General features: G+C 37.4%; 20 protein-coding genes and 1 other annotated feature. All 20 genes read right to left on the minus strand.

The window, feature by feature from the left end; all coding sequences use genetic code 11:
- Position 1: 1 nt before the first annotated feature.
- Positions 2 to 811 (minus strand): dihydroorotate dehydrogenase electron transfer subunit, encoded by an 810-nt coding sequence (locus tag TEPIDINF_RS05635; RefSeq protein ID WP_069798251.1) that lies wholly within the window; start codon positions 809 to 811, stop codon positions 2 to 4.
- A complete protein-coding gene (gene carB, locus TEPIDINF_RS05640; RefSeq protein WP_421691515.1) occupies positions 811 to 4,020 on the minus strand; it encodes a carbamoyl-phosphate synthase large subunit in 3,210 nt (1,069 codons plus the stop codon). Before carB ends, TEPIDINF_RS05635 begins: the two co-directional genes overlap by 1 nt.
- Positions 4,013 to 5,110 (minus strand): carbamoyl phosphate synthase small subunit, encoded by a 1,098-nt coding sequence (locus tag TEPIDINF_RS05645; RefSeq protein ID WP_421691516.1) that lies wholly within the window; start codon positions 5,108 to 5,110, stop codon positions 4,013 to 4,015. The genes carB and TEPIDINF_RS05645 overlap by 8 nt, the downstream gene beginning before the upstream one ends.
- On the minus strand, positions 5,103 to 6,398 hold the full coding sequence (locus TEPIDINF_RS05650; protein WP_068724619.1) for a dihydroorotase: 1,296 nt from the start codon (positions 6,396 to 6,398) through the stop codon (positions 5,103 to 5,105). Before TEPIDINF_RS05650 ends, TEPIDINF_RS05645 begins: the two co-directional genes overlap by 8 nt.
- Entirely contained in the window at positions 6,344 to 7,324 is a 981-nt protein-coding gene (locus TEPIDINF_RS05655; RefSeq protein WP_069798242.1) for an aspartate carbamoyltransferase catalytic subunit, read from the minus strand. Before TEPIDINF_RS05655 ends, TEPIDINF_RS05650 begins: the two co-directional genes overlap by 55 nt.
- A 337-nt stretch (positions 7,325 to 7,661) precedes the next feature.
- On the minus strand, positions 7,662 to 8,987 hold the full coding sequence (gene uraA, locus TEPIDINF_RS05660; RefSeq protein WP_069798240.1) for a uracil permease: 1,326 nt from the start codon (positions 8,985 to 8,987) through the stop codon (positions 7,662 to 7,664).
- 178 nt (positions 8,988 to 9,165) lie between these two features.
- Entirely contained in the window at positions 9,166 to 9,711 is a 546-nt protein-coding gene (pyrR, locus tag TEPIDINF_RS05665) for a bifunctional pyr operon transcriptional regulator/uracil phosphoribosyltransferase PyrR (protein ID WP_421691517.1), read from the minus strand.
- 214 nt (positions 9,712 to 9,925) lie between these two features.
- Entirely contained in the window at positions 9,926 to 10,855 is a 930-nt protein-coding gene (locus tag TEPIDINF_RS05670; protein ID WP_421692145.1) for an RluA family pseudouridine synthase, read from the minus strand.
- Between the two features lie 4 nt (positions 10,856 to 10,859).
- A complete protein-coding gene (gene lspA / locus TEPIDINF_RS05675; protein WP_069798267.1) occupies positions 10,860 to 11,318 on the minus strand; it encodes a signal peptidase II in 459 nt (152 codons plus the stop codon).
- Between the two features lie 80 nt (positions 11,319 to 11,398).
- Positions 11,399 to 12,964, minus strand: coding sequence for a sodium/proline symporter PutP (gene putP / locus TEPIDINF_RS05680; RefSeq protein WP_421691518.1), 1,566 nt, complete (start codon positions 12,962 to 12,964; stop codon positions 11,399 to 11,401).
- 346 nt (positions 12,965 to 13,310) lie between these two features.
- Positions 13,311 to 14,072, minus strand: coding sequence for a TraR/DksA C4-type zinc finger protein (locus tag TEPIDINF_RS05685; protein WP_421691519.1), 762 nt, complete (start codon positions 14,070 to 14,072; stop codon positions 13,311 to 13,313).
- A 9-nt stretch (positions 14,073 to 14,081) separates the two neighbouring features.
- Positions 14,082 to 14,399 carry a DUF5665 domain-containing protein gene (locus TEPIDINF_RS05690; RefSeq protein ID WP_068724652.1) on the minus strand — a complete coding sequence of 106 codons (318 nt, stop codon included), beginning with the start codon at positions 14,397 to 14,399 and terminating at the stop codon, positions 14,082 to 14,084.
- A gap of 121 nt (positions 14,400 to 14,520) precedes the next feature.
- Positions 14,521 to 17,289: an isoleucine--tRNA ligase gene (gene ileS, locus TEPIDINF_RS05695; protein ID WP_421691520.1), complete on the minus strand. Its 2,769-nt coding sequence runs from the start codon at positions 17,287 to 17,289 to the stop codon at positions 14,521 to 14,523.
- 117 nt (positions 17,290 to 17,406) lie between these two features.
- Positions 17,407 to 17,625 (minus strand) — a binding site (T-box leader).
- A gap of 63 nt (positions 17,626 to 17,688) precedes the next feature.
- Positions 17,689 to 18,177: a DivIVA domain-containing protein gene (locus TEPIDINF_RS05700; protein ID WP_068724657.1), complete on the minus strand. Its 489-nt coding sequence runs from the start codon at positions 18,175 to 18,177 to the stop codon at positions 17,689 to 17,691.
- 70 nt (positions 18,178 to 18,247) lie between these two features.
- Positions 18,248 to 19,030, minus strand: coding sequence for a YlmH family RNA-binding protein (locus TEPIDINF_RS05705; RefSeq protein WP_421691521.1), 783 nt, complete (start codon positions 19,028 to 19,030; stop codon positions 18,248 to 18,250).
- A 36-nt stretch (positions 19,031 to 19,066) separates the two neighbouring features.
- Complete coding sequence (locus TEPIDINF_RS05710; RefSeq protein WP_068724662.1) at positions 19,067 to 19,333, minus strand: YggT family protein; 267 nt, start codon at positions 19,331 to 19,333, stop codon at positions 19,067 to 19,069.
- A 3-nt stretch (positions 19,334 to 19,336) separates the two neighbouring features.
- Entirely contained in the window at positions 19,337 to 19,741 is a 405-nt protein-coding gene (locus tag TEPIDINF_RS05715; protein ID WP_068724665.1) for a cell division protein SepF, read from the minus strand.
- Positions 19,742 to 19,765: 24 nt separating this feature from the next.
- Positions 19,766 to 20,452 (minus strand): YggS family pyridoxal phosphate-dependent enzyme, encoded by a 687-nt coding sequence (locus TEPIDINF_RS05720; RefSeq protein WP_068724667.1) that lies wholly within the window; start codon positions 20,450 to 20,452, stop codon positions 19,766 to 19,768.
- 3 nt (positions 20,453 to 20,455) lie between these two features.
- On the minus strand, positions 20,456 to 21,286 hold the full coding sequence (pgeF, locus tag TEPIDINF_RS05725) for a peptidoglycan editing factor PgeF (RefSeq protein WP_069798221.1): 831 nt from the start codon (positions 21,284 to 21,286) through the stop codon (positions 20,456 to 20,458).
- 149 nt (positions 21,287 to 21,435) lie between these two features.
- Entirely contained in the window at positions 21,436 to 21,726 is a 291-nt protein-coding gene (locus TEPIDINF_RS05730) for a YlmC/YmxH family sporulation protein (RefSeq protein ID WP_082732409.1), read from the minus strand.
- Positions 21,727 to 21,806: the final 80 nt, after the last annotated feature.

The raw sequence follows: 21,806 nt of genomic DNA on the forward strand, positions 1-21,806 counted from the left end.
CTTACAATTTCACCTCCCGGAAGGAAAAAACAGGTCCATCAGCACAAACTTTTTTATATCCTCTAAGATCTACAGCTTGGTCTACTTTAACCACACATCCATAGCAAGCTCCAATGGCACAACCCATTCGTTCTTCTAATGAGAGATACCCTTCGATCGGCTTATCCATCCATTTTTGTTGAATGGCTTTCATCATCGCTGTTGGACCACATGAATAAAATAGATCCCAATGCTCTTCTTCTTTGATCAGATCTAGAACTGTTCCTTTAGAACCCAAACTTCCATCCATGGTAGCCACTCGAATTTCGCCAAAGCTTGAGAATTGTTCAAGCAAAAAGATATCCTGTTTTGATTGAAAGCCTAGCAATGTTGTGATTTGATGTCCTGTATGCTTTAATTGCTTTGCCAGATAGTAGAGTGGAGGAATGCCAATCCCACCACCTATAAGTAAAAACTGTTGTTTATCTGTTTTGGAAACTGGGAATCCATTTCCTAATGGTCCAAGAACATCAACGATTTCGCCTCTTGTCTTTTGAGTTAGCCTTTTGGTTCCTTCTCCATTCACTCGATAAATCATTGAGATTCGCAGTGTATTTGGGTCAAAATCATGAACACTAATCGGTCTTCGAAGAAAAGGATGATTGGAATCATTTACCCGAATATGGAAAAATTGTCCTGGTTGAGGATACCATTCATTTAGAAAGTCCTCAAAATTTGTATTTGCTTGTAATGTTTTTGGTTCTATCACGATCTGGTAGATTTGATGTGCAATCTCTTTGTTCTCTAACACTTTCATCAGCGATTGTTTCATCAGGAGATCAACTCCCCTTTCCGAACCATCGGTTGAGTAGTTAAAGCAAGCGATTCAAGAACATGCAATAGGGCATAAGCGGTATCTAATGAGGTAAAACAAGCAATCCCATATTCCACTGATTCTCTACGAATACGAAACCCATCCCTTGCTATATCCCTTCCCCTGGTTAAGGTATTGATTACAAACTGAATGTTTCCTGAATGAATTTCATCGATGATATTGGGTTTACCTTCTCGTAGTTTTTTTACTTCGATCACTGAAATTCCATTCTCCTTTAAAAATTGAGCTGTTCCCCTTGTTGCTTTTACCTGAAATCCTAGTTGGACAAAACGACGTATTAAGCTTAAGGCTTCATCTTTATCTTTATCAGCAATCGTTGCTAAAATCGTACCCGATTCAGCAACCCTTACTCCTGCAGCGATTAATCCTTTATATAATGCTTTGGCAAAATTTTGATCGATACCAATCACTTCCCCGGTTGACTTCATTTCTGGACCTAATGTCGTATCTACCCTTCTTAATTTGGAAAAGGAAAAAACAGGAACTTTTACAGCCACAAGATTTGTTGTTGGCGTTAAATAACCAGTTTGATAATCCAAAGACTGGAGTGTTTCACCTAACATGATTTTTGTAGCCAGATTAGCAATCGGAACTTGGGTGACTTTGCTTAGAAAAGGTACAGTCCGAGACGACCTTGGATTTACTTCAATTACATATACTTCATGCTCATGAATGACGAATTGGATATTAAGCAATCCTTTTGCTTGAAGTCCTAATGCCAGTTTTTCAGTGATAGTTACAATTTGTTTCATTTCCGATTCTGTCAATGATTGAGGAGGATATACAGCGATAGAATCTCCTGAATGCACACCTGCTCTTTCGATATGTTCCATAATCCCGGGAATAAGTACTTGCTTCCCATCACAAATGGCATCAACTTCTACCTCTTTACCGATGAGGTAGCGATCAATCAAAACAGGATGTTCAGGTGAAACTTGGACAGCTTGTTCCATGTAATGTGTCAATTCTCCCTGATTATAGATGATCTCCATCGCCCTTCCACCTAGAACATAAGAGGGTCGAACTAAAACAGGGTATCCAAGCTTTTCTGCTACTTGTAACGCTTCTTCTTGTGATAAAACGGTTGTCCCGAGGGGTTGTTTAATTTGTAAATCCTTTAAAAGCTGTTCAAATCGCTTCCGATCTTCTGCTTGATCAATCCGATCTAGTGAAGTTCCGAGTATCAGTATTCCTTCATTTGCGATTCTTTCTGCTAAATTGATTGCCGTTTGGCCACCAAATTGTACAATCACTCCAACCGATTGTTCTTTTTCGATCACATGAAGCACATCTTCAATAGTAAGTGGTTCGAAATAGAGCCGGTTTGACACATTAAAGTCGGTAGAAACTGTTTCTGGATTGTTATTGATAATCACTGCATCATACCCTGCCTCTTGAATCGCCCAGACGGCATGAACGGTGGAATAATCAAATTCTATTCCTTGACCAATTCGAATAGGACCAGAACCGATGACGATTACAGATGGTTTTGTTCCTCTTATCACTTCATCTTCTAGCTCATAAGTAGAATAATAATAAGGGGTATAGGATTCAAATTCTGCTGCACAAGTATCCACCATTTTATATACAGGTTTGATATGCCAGTTTTCCCGTAATGTTCGAATTCCTTTTTCATCTTCTCCTCTCAATAGGGCAATTTGCTGATCGGAAAAGCCGAGTTTTTTCCATAAGTAAAGCTGATCTTTTGTGATTGGTTCTTGACGAATTTCTTGTTCGATTTCTACTAAACCTTTGATTTTTACTAAAAAGAAAGGATCAATTTGTGTCCATTCATGAACCTTCTTCCATTCCCCACCCCTTCGAAACCATTCAGCAATCAACCACAAACGTTGATCATCTGTTCGCTTGATTCTCTCTTGGATTTGTTCATCATCAAGTTGATCTAAATGTAAGGAGGGTGAAAAAAGACCCACATGTTGATCTTCCATAGAACGAATCGCTTTTTGTAGGGACTCTTCAAAATTCCTCCCTATCGCCATCACTTCGCCTGTTGCCTTCATTTGTGTTCCTAATTTACGATTTGCTGCTTGAAATTTATCAAAGGGCCAGCGAGGAATCTTTGTTACCACATAATCTAAGGCTGGTTCAAAACAAGCATAAGTTGTCTTAGTGATAGGATTTTTTATTTCATCCAAGGTATAACCTAAAGCAATTTTAGTCGCTATCTTCGCAATTGGATAACCTGTAGCTTTTGAAGCTAAGGCACTAGAACGACTTACTCTTGGGTTCACTTCAATCACTTCATATCGTTCACTGTTTGGATCTAACGCGAATTGAACATTACAGCCCCCTTGAATTTGAAGAGCCTCTACAATCTTTAAAGCCGATGTTCTAAGTAATTGGTATTCTCGGTCAGATAACGTTTGACTAGGGGCAACGACGATACTATCACCAGTATGAATGCCCACTGGATCTAGATTTTCCATATTACATACGACAATCTTATTGCCATGCTGATCTCGAATCACTTCATATTCAATTTCCTTATAACCTAATAAACTTTGCTCAATCAGAACTTGATGAATAGGGCTTGCTTCCAACCCACTTTGTACAATTTCCTCTAATTCTTCTAGATTATAAGCAATACCTCCTCCTGTTCCACCAAGTGTGTAAGCAGGGCGAATAATCACTGGATAACCTACTTGCTCAACAAATGTATAGGCTTCCTCTAATTGATAAATAATTTGACTCTCTGGAACAGGTTCCCCGATTTGTTTCATTAGTGAACGAAATCGACTTCGATCTTCAGCATCTTGAATCGCTTTGATGTTTGTTCCAAGCAATTGAACTCCTACTTCGCTTAAAACACCATCATTCTCTAGCTCTACTGCTAAATTCAGTGCGGTTTGTCCACCTAATGTTGCAATGATTCCATCTGGTCTTTCCATCCGAATAATTTTTTTCAAAAAATCAAGGGTTAGCGGTTCCATATACACTTTGTCAGCTATTTGTGTATCAGTCATGATCGTAGCAGGATTACTATTGACTAATATTACTTCCATTCCTTCCTCTTTGAGTGCCTGACAAGCTTGTGTACCAGCATAATCAAATTCTGCGGCCTGACCAATGGTAATCGGACCTGATCCTATCACCAAGACTTTTTTAATTCCATATCGTTTAGGCATACTGTTTCTCCTCCTTTTCCTTTCTCATCAGTTGAATAAATTGATCGAAAAGATAACGACTGTCATTAGGACCTGGTGAAGCTTCTGGATGATATTGTACGGAAAAAGCGGGTACATTAGTATGAGCCAAACCTTCAATCGTCCCGTCATTTACTGCAATATGAGTCACTTTCAATGGACAGATGGCTATGGACTTCGTAGTAACGGTAAAACCATGATTTTGTGAAGTCATGTAGATCCGGTTTGTTGCCAACTCTTTTACTGGATGATTTCCACCTCGATGGCCAAACTTCATTTTCTCTGTATTTGCCCCATTAGCTAAAGCAAACAATTGATGACCTAAACAAATTCCAAATAAAGGTATTCTTTCCTGCATTAAACCCTGTATCATTGGAATGGCTTCTATCACCTCTTTTGGGTCACCAGGGCCATTGGATAAGAGGACCCCATCTGGATTTAAAGTATTAATTTGTTCAACCGTTGTCGTATAAGGAACGATGGTCACTTCGCATTGTCGTGCTAATAGTTCTCTTAAGATCCCTTGTTTATAACCATAATCGACTAAGACGACACGTTCGCCTCTCCCTGGAATGGTGAAGGGCTGTTTAATTGAAACCTGCTTAACTTGATCATTGCTTAAAGGAGATTCTAAACGCTTCAAGGCCTCTTCCCTTGTCAAAGAATTTGTGGTTAACAGAGCTTTCATCGTCCCTTTTTCCCTTATTTTCTTCGTGATCATCCTCGTATCGATCCCAGCAATTCCTAAGATTCCATGTTGTTGCAAATAAGAAGTAAGACTCTCATTTTTACGCCAATGGGATGGGAAATCTGCCACTTCTTTAACAATAAATCCAAACACCCTTGGTTGGACTGATTCAAAATCCACGTGATTAATTCCGTAATTCCCGATTAAAGGATAAGTCATCACCACAAATTGTCCATAATAAGAGGGATCTGTCAAAATTTCTTGGTAACCTGTCATACCCGTATTGAAAACAATTTCAGCGATAGATTCTCCAGTACTGCCAAATGATACACCTTCAAAAGAAGTTCCATCTTCTAAAAATAATGTGGCTTTCTTCTTATGCATAGCGGTTCTCTACCTCCTGCTCCCATGAAATCTTACCCTCTACGATGGTCATGACTGGCCATCCATACAAATTCCAACCTGTAAATGGCGTATTTTTCCCTTTTGAAGCAAATGTTACTGGGTCAACCGATTTGGATTGTTCCAGATCAATCACCGCAAGATCTGCTGGTAAACCCACCGCAATTTCCCCAACTTGCAAGCCAAAAATTTCTGCCGGTTTTCTTGTAACCCATTCAATCAATTGTTCTAATGATACGAGCTTCTTCATTACAAGATGGGTGTATAACAAGGGAAAAGCGGTCTCAAGTCCAACAATTCCAAATGGTGCATCCAATAATCCCCTTTGTTTTTCATCCTCAGTATGTGGCGCATGATCCGTTGCAATTACATCGATCGTTCCATCGATCAATCCTTCTATAAGAGCGAGGCGATCTTCTTCGGTTCTAAGTGGCGGATTCATTTTATAATGACCATAGGGTGGTTGGATATCCTTTTCTGTTAACAGCAGATGATGTGGGGTAACTTCTGCGGTTACGTTAACCCCTTTTGCCTTTGCATTTCGAATAAGCTGTACTGATTCCTTTGAACTTACATGGCATACATGGTAATGAACACCAGTGCTTTCTGCTAACATTAAGTCCCTTTCTAACTGCAGATACTCTGCTTCAGATGGGATTCCTTGTACCTGCAATTGTTTGGCTGTTTCACCCATGTGAATAACCCCTTTTCCAGCCAAATGATGATCTTCCACATGTGCAATGATTGGCATGTCTAAAAGCTTGGCCGTTTCCATCGCTTTAATCATCAAGCTAGTTGATTGGACCCCTTTACCATCATCAGAAAACCCAACCGCACCTTGTTTTTTCATCCCTAACAGATTAGCTAATTCTTTTCCCTCTTGCTTATGAGTAATCGCACCAATCGGATAGACCTTTACATATCCTAATGCTTTACTTTTTTCTTTGAGAAAAGTAATTAGGTCAGGACAATCCATGACAGGATTTGTGTTTGGCATCGCAAAAATCGTAGTAAAGCCACCCTTTGCTGCAGCTTTTGTTCCTGTTTCAATGGTTTCTTTTTGCTCAAACCCCGGTTCTCGTAAATGAACATGAATATCGATTAACCCCGGGATTATTATTTTTCCTTTTGCATCAATCACTTGATGGAGGTGATTTTTATTGTCAAGCTTTTGCTCGATTGCTTGGATCATTCCTTTTTCAATCAAAAGATCCCCTATAAACCACTGATTTTTACTCCAAATTTTCCCATGTCGAATGATGATTCCCATTTTGCTTCCCCTCCTAAGGCTCTCTCTATCACTGCCATACGAATCCATACACCATGACGAATTTGTTCGAAGATTTTCGATTGAGGATGCTCAACAACAAGATCATCCATTTCTATCCCTCGATTTACTGGTGCAGGATGCAAAATAATGGTTTGTGGTTGTAAATAACGAAGTCTCTCTTCCGTAAAGCCAAATTCTTGACGATATTCTTCAATTGGATATAAAGATTCCCCCTGTATCCGTTCAAATTGAACACGTAACATCATGACCACATCTGCATGTTTTATCGCCTCATCAATTGGTAAATAGTTACCTTCTAGTGAAAAATCCATATATTTTGCTGGGCCGCTAAACAGGAGCTTGGCACCCATCCTTTTCAATAATTGCACATTGGATCGAGCGACTCGGCTATGGGCAATATCACCGATTATAGCGACATTTAATCCTTTGATCTCAGAAAAATATTGCTGAATCGTATAAAAATCGAGAAGGGCTTGAGTAGGATGAGCCTTTTTACCCTCACCAGCATTGATGATCTTTATAGAAAGTTTTCGTAACAATGGTTTTAGCAGATCTTCCTCTTGTAGACGAATTACAACAGCTTCTATACCAAGAGATTCGAGAGTCTTTAAGGTATCAAAAAGCGATTCTCCTTTTTGCATACTTGATACAGAAGGTTGAAGATTGACCACTTCAAGACCTAACTTCTTTTCAGCTACTTCAAAAGATATTCTCGTTCTTGTACTTGGTTCTAAAAACAAATTAGCGATAAATGACTTGTGATATTGCTTGTTTGAAAAGAATAACCATGAATCGTTCTCAAGTGAACTGGTTTCTTCTATCTTTTGAAAATAATGAGCCCTAGCTATTAATTCTTTGATTTCTTCCAATGTTAACTCTTGAATGGATAACAAATGCTTTCCCATTTCTCTCATCCTCTTTTTCCAATGGAATTCTTAATAAACTCACAAAAGTGACAACTTGTTCGTAGCTCATTCCGATTACTTTTGTGGGGAACTATGGAACTGTGAATAATGAATACAAAAAAGGTCTTCCTACCGTTCGATAAGAAGACCTTCTAATTCCTTACACCATTTTTCTAATGGTTCCCATTTCATTTGCATGCTTAGAAACTAGTACCATTTTCTGGCCCTTGCGGCTAGCATTTGAAGATAAAACCGTCATTAGAAGATATCCTTATCAGACTCACGGGACTGATTTAAAGGATTCTATTCTTTTGTACTTCTTTATTGTTGAGGCTACTTAAACCCCTACTTTGACAGTTTTTCTTTTAACCTCTTTTGTTTGTTTAGTGACAATTTCCATTTCTAATTCTTCACTTTCTTTTGCTTGCTTAGGCAATACTAGGTTTAGGATAATACCAACGATTGTAGCTAAAGCCATTCCTTCGATATCAACATGAATTCCTTTTAATTTTAATGCTGCATTTCCAACACCAATCACCATGATGACAGATGAGATTACAAGGTTTCTTTTGTCACTATAATCAATGCCATTATCAACAAGCATTCGTAAACCAGCTGATGCGATGATGCCGAAAAGTAGAATAGAAACACCACCCATGACTGCTGTAGGAATCGTGCTAATTAAGGCACCTAATTTTCCAATGAAGGCAAAGCTTGTAGCAAAGACCGCTGCCCCAGCAATCACATAAACACTATATACTCTTGTAATAGCTAACACACCGATATTTTCTCCATAGGTGGTATTAGGTGGGCCACCAATTAAAGCAGCGATAGATGTAGCAACACCATCACCTAAAATTGAACGATGCAATCCAGGATCCTTTACCAAATCTCGTTCCATAATACTACTGGTTACCATTAAATGGCCAATATGTTCAGTGATGGTCACTAATGCTACAGGAAGCATGACAACAGCAGCTTTCCATGACAATTCTGGTGTTGTAAAAATAGGCAATGCAAACCAACTTGCTTCTTTTACAGGTGTTAAATCAACGATTCCTACGATTAAGGAGATGATATAACCACCAATGATTCCTAAAAGAATGGGAATCACTCCTAGAAAACCTCGGAAGACAGTACTTGCTATGACAGCAATCGCTAAAGTACTTAAAGCCACCATGAAATGTTTTAAAGAATAAACGGTTTGACCATCCACTTTAATATTCATTGCCATATCTACTGCAACACTTGCCAGCCCTAATCCAATCACAATTACGACAGAACCAATCACAACAGGTGGCAAAATTTTATTTAACCAATCTGAGCCAAATTTATAGATCATTAATGCGATCACACCGTATAATACCCCGGCTAGGAAAGAACCAAACATGGCTGCTCCTAATCCCTCTGATTGAGAGAGGGAAATAATCGGTGCGATGAAGGCAAAAGATGAACCTAAATAGGCAGGGATTTTTCCTTTGGTAATCAGCAAATAAGCAATCGTCCCTAACCCACTGCTTAATAAGGCGATTGAAGGACTTAACCCTGTTAAGATCGGGACTAGAATAGTTGCCCCAAACATAGCAAACAAATGTTGAAAACTTAATGCAATCCATTTCATTCCCTTTGGCATTTCATTGACATCCATCACTTGTTGTTTCATTTTTGTTTTCCTCCTCTTTATTTTTCCACCAATGATTCGGTTTTTTTAAGATCAAAAAAACCTCCTGGCTTCAGCTAAGAGGTTCGCTAGTGAAAGAGAAGGATTAAATGAGACACCATATTTATTCTCATTCATTTCTCTTATCCTATTGAACCCTTGCCAGCCTCTCTGGACTGAGTTAAAGGGTGGTTTTTGGTTGAATGGTCACTTGTTCTTTTTGGTCACACTCTTTTAATTGAACGGAAATCATTTCTTGCTTAGAGGTTGGTACATTTTTCCCTACATAATCAGGTCGGATTGGAAGTTCCCTATGTCCACGATCGATTAGTACTGCAAGTTGAATCAGTTGCGGTCTACCCATATCTATAATGGCATCTAAGGCTGCTCGAACGGTTCTCCCTGTGTACAATACGTCATCGATAAGAACAATTTTTTTCTTCTTGATCTCAAAGGCAATTTGACTTCCCTTTACAAGAGGTTGATCGCTCTTTTCCGTCAAGTCATCACGGTATAAGGTGATGTCTAGTTCCCCAACAGGAATATCATGTCCTTCAAATTGTTTAATTTTATCTGCGATTCTTTGAGCTAAGTAAATTCCACGAGTTTTAATCCCAATGATCACTAAATCTTCAATTCCTTTGTTTTTTTCCAGGATTTCATGGGCAATACGGGTCAACGCTCGATTGATTGCTGTTTCGTCTAATAAAACCCTTCCTTGTTCCAACCTAGGTTCACCTCCTTAAGAAATGAAAGAATAAAAAAGCTTTTACCTAGAGGCAAAAGCGAATCGATATTGCTTGAATAGAATTTAACCTATTCAATACCCGTTCACCTTGTTAGCCTCTCTGGACTACATTTAAAGGACATTTAAATTTTCTATTTCATTATGGATGAAAGTGAATCCAATGTCAACCATTTTCTTCACTTTATTCGTTCCTTTATCTGTTTGCTCGTAACTCTTCAATGAGCCCTTGCATATCTTCTGGCAATTCAGAGTCAAATTCCATATATTCGTTAGTTCTTGGATGCTTAAATCCTAAAGTTTTGGCATGCAGCGCCTGTCCATCGATTTTTAACGTCTTTTTCAGACCATATAAAGGATCTCCTACAAGGGGATGGCCGATGTATTGCATGTGGACTCGAATTTGATGAGTCCTGCCTGTTTCTAATTTACATTCCACCAATGTAAACCCTTGGAAACGCTCTTTCACTACAAAATGGGTAACAGCATGCTTACTATTTTTATGGATCACCGTCATTTTTTTACGATCATGAGGATCACGGCCAATAGGTGCATCGATCGTTCCAAGATCATGAGGGATTTCTCCATGAACTAAGGCCAGATATATTCGATGCACATCATGATCCTTGAGTTGTCTAGCAAGAGATTCATGAGCCAAATCATTTTTTGCAGCCATCAATAATCCAGATGTATCTTTATCAATGCGATGAACAATTCCTGGTCTTAAAACACCGTTTATTCCAGATAAATCTTTACAGTGATAAAGTAAAGCATTAACCAAGGTACCAGAATAGTGCCCTGATGCTGGGTGAACCACCATTCCTCTTGGCTTATTTATCACAATTACATCTTGGTCTTCATATACGATGTCAAGAGGAATCGATTCAGGCTCAATGTTCAATTCTTTTTGTGGTGGAACCTGAAGCACAACCTCATCGTCTTCTTGTATTTTGTAATTTGCTTTCACCATTCTACCATTGACTGTTACATTTCCTTCTTTGATCCATTGTTGTATTTGTGATCTAGACCATTCTTCGAACTGTTCAGAAAGAAATTTATCAATTCTTTCTGTTGCCTCCTCTTCTTCAATGATCCAATCATATTTTTCAAAAGCTTCCACTGCAATTCTCCTATACTTGATCTTTTTTTGCTTCTTTAGAAAAAAACATTTCCCAGATCATTAAAATGACTCCAACCACAATCGCTGAATCAGCAAGATTAAAAATGGGATAGTTAATAATCCTTACATCTATAAAATCTACTACTTCCCCAGTTGTTATACGGTCAATCAGGTTACCGATCGCCCCACCTAAAATAAAAGATAGAGATAAGGCAAACAGTTTTTGTGCTTTATGGATCTTGTAAATGTAATAAATAAGAAAAAGAATGACAATCAATGTTAAGATGATAAAAAACCATTGCTTATTTTGTAAAATTCCAAAGGCGGCGCCTCTATTTCGACTAGAGGTAATATGAAACCAACCCTTAACAATAGGGATGCTTTCATATAAATCCATATACTGCACAATCGCCCACTTACTTAATTGGTCAAGAAAGATTATGAGTAATGAAATGAAGTAATAAATCAAACTGTCTCCTCCTTGTGCTTCTTCTCTTGCCCATTGTAGCATACGTTCATCCAAATAAAAAGAGCAATGGGAATGACCCATTACTCATTTACTAAAGCTTTTTGTGATTGCTCAAATTCATTCAAAATCTCTTGGCTCGGTTTATTATCAATTAAGCTCACAATGAAAATGGTAAGGGCTGAAAGAATGAAGCCAGGGATAATCTCATACCATCTTGCAAAATTAAAGTTAGGAAATAAGGAATTGAGTCCAAAACTAGTATAGTTTTTCCAAACAATAACCGTTAAACCACCAACGATCATACCAAAGAGAACGCCATTTCTTGTGGTTCGGTTCCAGAATAATGAGAAGATAATGGCTGGCCCAAAGGCTGCTCCAAATCCAGCCCAAGCATAAGCCACCAAATCTAATACTTTTCCACCACTCATCGCAAGGTAAATCGCAATGATTGAAATTAAGATAACCGCTCCACGGCTAACCCAGATCAATTCTTTTTGACTCGCATTTTTTCTAAATAGTGCTTTATAAAAATCTTCTGCCAAGGCACTAGATGAAACTAATAATTGAGAATCAATCGTACTCATAATGGCTGCTAAAATCGCAGCAAGTAAGATCCCTGCAACCCATGGGTTAAATAGAATTTGTACCATTTGGATAAACACTTGCTCTTGGTCAGCCAACCCATTTTCAAAACCTGTTATACCTGCTTGGTGATAGGCGATTCCAATAAACCCAACAAATAAGGCTCCCCATAAAGCAAGTACTACCCATGTAACAGCAATCAAACGTGATTTTTTGATCTCTTTTGCGGAACGGATCCCCATAAAGCGGACTAAAATATGAGGTTGCCCAAAATATCCTAGTCCCCATGCCATTAAGGATAAAACGGCAATGAGGTCAAAATTCGTGTTAGTTGTTACCCAAAAAATTTCCTTCGCATCATCATAACTGACGGTCTTAGTTGAATCTAACAGATCCGGATTTAATGCGCCTAAATGATTCCAGAGCTCTCCAATCCCACCAATCTGTGTAATCGTCACAATCGGTACAAATAGTAACGCCAAAAACATTAGACTTCCCTGAACAAAATCTGTCCAGCTAACAGCTAGATAACCACCTAAGAATGTATAGGAAATAATAACAAATGCCCCTACAAAAAGTGCAATTTTATAATCCATCCCAAAAGTACCTTCAAACAATTTACCTCCAGCTACAAGTCCTGAAGCTGTATAAAATAAGAAGAAGGTTAAGATTAAAAATGCGGAAATAATACGAAGTAAATGAGTACGGTCTTTAAAACGGTTTTCAAAGTAATCGGAAATCGTAATTGAATTCACTACTTCTGTATAACGACGTAAACGCTTTGCAACGAATTGCCAGTTTAAATAAGTCCCTATAGCTAAACCAATCCCAATCCACATCGCACTTAAACCTGAAGCATATGCGGCACCAGGCAGTCCTAATAAGAGCCATCCACTCATATCGCTTGCTTGAGCGCTTAAAGCTGTAACCCAGCCATTTAATGATCGTCCACCTAGCACATAATCATCAATGGTATTCGTCTTGCGATAACTCCAAATACCAATTGCAATCATTAATAAAATATAAAAAACAAAGGAAACTACTGTTTCTATCGCCATGTGCATCTTTATTCCTCCCTCCTTTCAAGAAAATAACTAATCATGGAAAATACAACAAGTAAACTCATTGGCACATAAAGCCAGAACCAAGTAAACGTAGGTAAAGAATACTCCATCCCATCCTGCACCTCCTTGATTGTTTCATTTAAGGTGATGTCGCAATTTTGTAAAATAATTATATCATACCACTTAAGATCTAAATAAACTGAAAATTTAAAAAATAACATATCTAATTTTTATTCTCTTTAAGATTATATTTAATCAAAAGCTTTTTCAGAATCAGATTGTCATTTCAACTCTCAAAATAAAACCCTAGTTCTAAGCTAGGGTCATTTCATCTTTATTATAAATTTTATTGGAATGGATTGATTTTCTTATCCTTGTTCTTGATCCTCTTTATGCACTTCAGAGAATCCTTCTTCCCTTCTTCATTTTCAATGTATGCCTCATACGCTTCATTTCGAATCACATCGATTTGATCATCGCTTGGATTCCCATCCATGTCGGTAATAATAAAACCTTCAACTGGTTCGACATACCCATCTGGTTCCCGACTCTCTATATATAAATGGTCATAATCAGTTCCATCACGAAAATAATCTGGCGGATTAGAAGTACCGTATCTCGCTACCGCTTGCCATGTATCTTCTCCATCAAATCCAACCGTTTGATCTTCTTTTTCATCTAAACTTGTATGTCCAAATGGTGGGGTAAGAACTCCCTCCTCAATCGGTCTCTGAAGTGAAACTGAATTATTAGTTTGATGTTTAATACAATATTTAGCATAAGGAACAGCTTGTAGACGTTCAAAGGGAATCTCTTTATGACAAGTTAGACAATAACCATAGGATCCTTGTTCCATTCGTTCTAACGCTTCGTTAATTTGTTCAAGTAAATGGAAATGATTCTCTTCTAAAGCAATATCCTTCGACCTTTCAAAAAGCTCAGTACCAATATCCGCTGGATGATTATCATATCCTGATAATTCTCCAATTGAATCATTCATATTTTCATCTAATCCATAACTGTTATTATGTTTCATTTCCTCTAGAATTTCATTTTTTTCTTCAATCAATTGTTTTTTTAACTGTTCTAGTTTGTCCTTTCTCACCATAACCACTCCTTACCTTATGCTTGCATCCACATTTAATTGAGCTTGGACAATCTTTACTATTTCAGCGATATAATCACCAATAATCGGTAAATTAAGAGCACCAAGTTTTTGTAAAAAATAAATAATCGTCGCCGCAAAAATGGTAAATCCTAAGGCGATGCCTATACCCCTGGCAATTCCTGTCATGAGATTAAGAAAAAATAGTCGTCTTGGTTTATTTAATAAGGCGATATAATCGGCGATCTGAACCCGTTCCATTTGAATGGCTAATTCATCTAATTTTTTTCCAATGGTTTCAATCGTATGTGAGTTGGATTTATCTGCCATCTAATTCCCTCCTAAATCATTAAAGATAGTTTACTCCTTTTATATTAAATCTAAGCATCTTTTGGTTATAAAAGAATAAAAAGCTTAGGAATTTATCTCCTAAGCTTTTTATCACAAAATATTATTCGGTTACTAAATCGTGGTAGTGCTCTTCTACAATTTCAGCACAAGTTGGGCATAATTCTGGGTGCTTATGTCCGACTTCAGGACTAACTACCCAGCATCGCTGACATTTTTCTCCTTCTGCTTGAGTTACATAAACACTTAATCCTTCAAGTTGCATCGCATTTTCTGGTGCCTGTTCTTCTTTCACGTCCACATGGGAAACAATAAATAATTTATCTAATTCATTAAATTGATTTAATAATTTTGCGACCTCTGTTGATGGATAGATCGTAACAGCTGCAGCAAGTGAATGGCCGATTAACTTATCCTTACGAGCCACTTCTAAAGCTTTTAAAACCTCATCGCGGACATCTAAGAATTGTTCCCATTTCTCCATCAATGACTGGTCTACTTCAATATGAGACCAATCCGGAAATTCAGTAAGCTGAACGCTAATCTCGTTCACTTCAGGGATGAATTTCCAAATCTCATCAGCTGTGTGAGGGAGAATAGGTGCAATCAATTTCACTAATACCAATAAAACTTCATATAATACGGTTTGAGCTGCTTTTCGAGTTGGTGAATGAAGTGGTTGGGTATATAAACGGTCTTTAATAATGTCTAGGTAAAATGCACTCATGTCGACGGTACAGAAATTGTGAATCGATTGATAAACACTATGAAATTCATAAGCATCATAGCCCTTAATGACTTTATCAATCAATTGTTTGGTTCTCATCATGGCAAATTGATCAAGTTCGTTCATCTCTTTCAAAGCGACTTGATCTTTTTGCGGATTAAACCCTTCTAAATTACCAACTAAGAATCTTAAAGTATTCCTAATTTTTCGGTATACTTCTGAGATCTGTTTCAAAATATTATCGGAAATCCGAACATCTGATTGATAATCAACAGAAGCAACCCAAAGACGGAGAATATCTGCTCCCAATTGATCAACAATCTTCTGCGGCACAATCACATTCCCTAAGGACTTAGACATTTTTCTACCTTCGCCATCCAAGGTGAAACCATGACTTAAGACTGCTTTATAGGGTGCTTTTCCCGTTACAGCAACGCTGGTAGATAGGGAAGAATTGAACCAACCACGATATTGGTCAGAGCCTTCTAAATAAAGATCGGCTGGTCTTCGTAATTCTTCTCTTGCTTCTAAAACACCTTCATGGCTTGAACCAGAGTCAAACCATACATCCATAATATCTGTTTCTTTTCTAAAATGAGTTCCCCCACAAGATGGACAAGAAGTGCCTTCTGGTACCAACTCATCCGCCTCTTTGGCAAACCATACATTAGAGCCTTCCATTGCTACTAAATCTGCAACATGGTGAATGGTTTGATCGTTAAGAATCGTTTCTCCACAATCCTTACAATAGAAGATTGGAATCGGTACGCCCCAAATCCGTTGGCGAGATATACACCAATCTCCTCGATCAGCAACCATATTATGCAACCGTAGTTCTCCCCAATGCGGAACCCATTTCACATTTTTAATTTCTTCTAACATCGTTTGACGAATCGGTTCAATCGACGCAAACCATTGTTCAGTTGCCCGGTAAATCACTGGTTGTTTTGAGCGCCAATCGTGTGGGTATTGGTGTTTAATAAAGCCAAGTTTGAGAAGTTTACCAACTTCAGCTAGCTTTTTTGTCACCTCTTTATTAGCATCTTCATAGAACAAACCTTCAAAGCCGGGTGCTTCTTTTGTAAATTTCCCTTGGTCATCGATTGGCGATAAGACATCTAAACCATATTTCTGGCCAACATAAAAGTCATCTTCTCCATGACCAGGTGCAGTATGAACGCATCCTGTTCCAGCCTCTAATGTTACATGCTCACCAAGAATAACAGGTGAGATTCGATCATAAAATGGGTGTTTTGTGACTACCCCTTCTAACTCTTCACCCTTAAATTCCTTAACAATTTCTACATGCTCAAAACCAATTTCTTCTTTCACATGGTCTAATAGTTCTTTAGCCACTAAATATTTTCCAGATTCTACTTTGTATAGGACATAATCAAATTCCGGATGAATAGAAATAGCAAGGTTTGCTGGTATGGTCCAAGGTGTTGTCGTCCAAATGACAACATTTGAACCCTCTGGAAGTTTACCTTTTCCATCAACGACTTCAAAAGCTACATAAATCGAGGCAGAACGTTTTTCTTTATATTCAATTTCCGCCTCGGCTAGTGCAGACTCAGAAGAGGGTGACCAATAAACAGGTTTAAGCCCCTTGTAGATGAGTCCCTTTTTTGCCATTTCGCCAAATACTTTTAATTGTCTTGCTTCATATTCTGGCTTTAGGGTAATATAAGGATTTTCAAAGTCTCCTCTTATACCTAAACGTTTAAACTGTCCCTTTTGCTTTTCAACATAAGAAAGAGCATAATCTCGACAACGGTTTCTAAACTCAATCGGTCCAATTTCATGACGGTTAATTTTTTCATTTTTAATAATAGCATGCTCGATTGGTAATCCGTGAGTATCCCAACCAGGAACATAAGGTGCATTATAGCCCTGCATGGTTTTAAAACGAACGATGATATCTTTCAAAATCTTGTTCAGTGCATGGCCAATATGGATATCTCCATTCGCATAAGGAGGACCATCATGAAGAATAAATGTTGGCTTCCCTTTTTTTGATTCCTGCACTTTTTGATAAATATTGATCTCATCCCACCATTGCTCAATCTCTGGCTCTTTATTTGGAAGATTTCCTCTCATTGGAAAATCTGTTTTTAACAGATTTAATGTCGTCCCATAATCCATTCAACTCACTCCTTCTTACAACTTTTCAGCCCATAAAAGCAACGGCTCACTTAAAAGCCAATTCCAATCCCTTTTATAAGGCTTCACGAATATGAAAAAAAACCTTCTCATCCAAAATCAAGGGACGAGAAGGTTACCCGCGGTACCACCCTAATAGCCTATATAGCCACTTATAAAAGATAACGGATTAAACCGACTTTTCTTACTTATTTTACAATGCATTCAGAAAAGTAACTCATGGGTGATATTCAACATAGTCCAAATTACTAGGCTCACACCAACCCTAGCTCGCTTAAATCTGGGGTCTAGTTGACAGATCCCAATCCTCGTTTCATATTCGTTTCATTTGTTTATTTAATGATATGCAGTATACCTAATTATTGACTCAAAGTCAATGGTTTATACGCTAACCCGATCCTCTTCTTCAGTTCTCTCAAGCTCTTCCCAGCTTTGAGATTCTAACATCTCAAGCTGTGCTTCTAAAAGGGTACGGAATCTCGTACGATAAATGGCTGCTCTTTTTTTCAATTCTTCAATTTCTAGGGAAATCGTTCTTGATTTCATTAGAGACTCGTTGATGATACGATCTGCATTTTTTTCAGCTTCTTTGACAATCAATTGCGCTTCTTTTTTTGCATTTGCTTTCACTTCTTCAGCTGTTTCTTGCGCTACAATAATCGATTTACTTAAGCTTTCTTCAATATTAGAAAAATGGCTAAGTCTTTCATTTAATTGTATTATCTTTTCCTCAAGGTCTTTGTTTTGGCGAATTAAAGCTTCATAATCTTTAATCACTTGATCCAAAAATTCATTTACTTCATCTTCATTATACCCACGAAACGCTTTACTAAATTCTTTGTTATGTATGTCCAATGGTGTTAAAGGCACCAAAAACACCTCCAAATCATATTTTGTCATACTTATTTCGACATAGAATCCAAAAATCCTGCAATTTTTTTTAGCTCCATCGACCTATTTTTACACGGATACGGCCTTTTTTGGTGATTCCTTCGTCCTCTAAAAACTTAAAGCGACCAAATCCATTTAAAGAAACGATATCACCTACTTGAAGCTTATAATCGGTTTGATCAATGATTTGCCAATTTACTTTTAAATGTTTCCCTTTAATCCATTCAGATATTTTTGTCCGAGACAGTCGAAAAACATCACTCGATATCGCATCAACTCGTAGCGAAGAAACGGTCAAAAACATTTCCTCAATCTGTTGAATTGGGGGTTTTACATTTTCTCTAGCGATTTCCTCAAGTCGAACAGAAACCCTTCCTACATGAGTAAGCTGCATTCTGATATAATCAGCAACTTCACTAGCAACAATGTATTGTTTATCCGTATCTGAAACAAGGATATCTCCAAATTTTTCACGTTTTATTCCAATATTCAAAAGCGCACCCATGTAATCTCTATGAGTTAATGTTGTAAATTTATTCTCCCCAATCACTTTAAAAAAGGTTAGCCCCATTACCTTAGGATCATAGGAAAAATAATAGGGTGCAATCAGTACTCTACCTCTTTCAGCTTCAGCATATCCCCCATCAAAAAACATCGTCAGATCCATAGAAGAATTGACGATGTTTTGAATGATTTGCTTTTGCCTAGGGTCAACAAAATCAGTCCGGATAGAAGTATGAGTCTTCTCTGCTCGCTCTACCCATTCAATCACCCGTTCTACAAAAGGCTGCTCTTCTTTACGATAATGATGCATAATATGATCATGTGACATGTAAGTTCCCCCAAAGATGATTACTTTACAAATGCTTTATAAGAATAAAAATCTTAAAACAGTTTTTAGCCCTTCTCGGATAAAATCAAGTGCGAAAAAGGCAACGATTGGTGAAATATCAATCATCCCAATAGGTGGGATAATTTTTCTAAAGGGTCGTAAATAAGGTTCGACAAGTTTACCTAATAGTTCTCCTACAGGCGTTTCTCTCATTTGCGGAACCCATGACATCAAAATATAGGCAAAAATAAGCCAAAAATAGATTTGAAAGATTGTATCTACGATTGAAATAATAGAGTACATTTGTTATTCATCCTCCTGAAGAATTTCAGTAATCGCTCCTTCAATATCAATATTTTCTGGAGTGCATAAAAAGATACTTGTACCAATTTTTTTGATGTCACCATTCAAAGCATAGACACAACCACTTAAAAAATCTACTACTCTTCTCGCTTGATCTGGTGAAAGTCGTTGTAAATTAACAATAATCGGGCGATGAGACCGTAAATGATCAGCAATCTCCTGTGCTTCCTCATAGGATCTAGGTTCAGCTAAAACCATTTTTACATTTTTCTGAGTATGTAAGCTTACGACATTATTATTTTTGTTTCTTCGACTTAAAAAAACCTCATCTTCAGATTCTTGACCTTCTATCTCTTCTACAACCTCTTCATCCTGAAGGCCCAAAAAACCCATGATTTTCCCCATCATTTTTTCATTCCTCCATTCAAATGTTTATACTTCTCCTTTAAAAAGAACTGTACCTAGACGAATAAATGTTGCCCCTTCTTCGATGGCAACCTCAAAATCGTTGGACATACCCATTGATAATTCATGAATTGTGTATCCTAGAATGCCATTATCATTAATCTCATCTCTTAATTCCCTTAATCGACGAAAAATAGGCCTTATTACCTCTTTTTCTTCAACAAAGGGAGCCATTGTCATTAAACCAACAATGCGAATAGAATCTAATAAACGAACTTTTTCTACAAATTCAAGCAATTCTTCTGGTGCTAAACCAGATTTAGTCGTTTCTCCAGAAATATTCACTTGAATAAAGGCTTGTACTTTTAGATTTTGTAATTTTGCCCGCTTATTGATTTCTTGAGCCAAGGAAAAACGATCAAGGGAATGAAGGTAATCAAATTTTCCAAGTAATTGTTTTACTTTGTTAGTTTGTAAATGCCCGATAAAATGCCATGTACCTTGATCTTTAAGTACTTCATATTTTTTTAGTACCTGTTGAACTTTATTTTCTGCAATATGGTCTAAACCAAAGTCTAATACTTGTTTGGTTTGATCGATATCTAGATATTTTGTAACTGCAATCAATTGGATCTCCTTTGGGTCTCTACCACTTCGTTCACAAGCAAACCGTATCCTTTCTTTTACATTCAGTACATTTTCTTTTAATTGCACAACTTACTCATCCTTCCTAAGTCCAATCCAAGCAGCCATACGCCCTGTTTTTCCCTGTTCTTTTCGATGTGAAAAAAATAAATCAACATTGCAATTAGTACACCATGATGAAATTTCGATATTTTCCGGCAAAATTCCTGCTTCTAATAGTATTTCTTTATTTATTTTTTTTAAATCTAAATCAAAATGCCCATTTTTCTTGTCGATCACCATTTCTGGTGGAATAAATTGAAGCGAAGATTGCATTGGATTGATGACTTGATCATTGACTTCATAGCAGCACTGACCAATCGCTGGACCGATCGCAACTTGAATATCATTGACGTTTGACTGAAAAGAATCTACAAACGTTTGAATCATTTTTTCTGCAATTTTTAGAACCGTTCCTTTCCATCCTGCATGAGCCAATCCTATAATCTGTTTGATAGGGTCATAAAAATAGATTGGAACACAATCTGCAAAATAAACCGTTAATACGATATCTGGAATATTTGTTACTAGGCCATCTGTATCTTGAATCGCATCTTCGCGAATTCTCCGTCCTTTTCCCCTCTCAGCAAGGGTAACCACTTTGATATTGTTCCCATGAACCTGTTCAGCTGAAGTCCAAGCATCAAAGGAAAACCCTAATGCTCTGGCTAGTATCTGGCGATTTGCTACGACATCTGTTGGGTCATCCCCTACATGGAGTGCCAAATTCATAGATTGGTAGTTGCCTTTACTTTGACCACCCTGTCTAGTAGAAAAACCTACACTTAGATTAGGATTCTCTTGTTCCCACTTTTTGATCACAAGATAAGGTATCGGTTTGTCTACTTGTACAAACGCTTCCATATCAACACTCCTTTTCTCCTATATTATCATAGAATATGGGTCGATTCACCAAATAAAATAACCCACAAAAGTGAAGACTTCCTTCGAAGCCTATTCATATTACTTTTATGGGATCCATGAATATTTTAAAAGAAATGCATAATGATATTTTAATTTGTTTTTCTAAAAGGGTCATACTCATCCAATTCAGTTGAACGATAGGATCGATCATCTAATTTCACTAAAATTACATCTAATCCAATTTTTACAATATTTTTCCAAGGAATAATATACTCAGCCCCATTTGCAAAAAGTCCGAATAATTTTCCTTGACTGGGGACGATCAATGCTTCAACTCGTCCATTTCTTAAGTCTATATCTAAGTCTTGTACCGATCCTAATTTCTTACCATCAAATATATTAATGACATCTTTCGTTTGGAACTCTGAAATTTTAATCATTTTCAGCTCACCCAATCTTTTTCTTCTTTCCTAATATATATATGTGAAGATTGCCAAAAATGTACCATTAAGAAAAGGTT

The sequence above is a fragment of the Tepidibacillus infernus genome, from assembly GCF_048898065.1.
In the GTDB taxonomy this organism is placed as follows: Bacteria; Bacillota; Bacilli; order Tepidibacillales; family Tepidibacillaceae; genus Tepidibacillus_B; species Tepidibacillus_B infernus.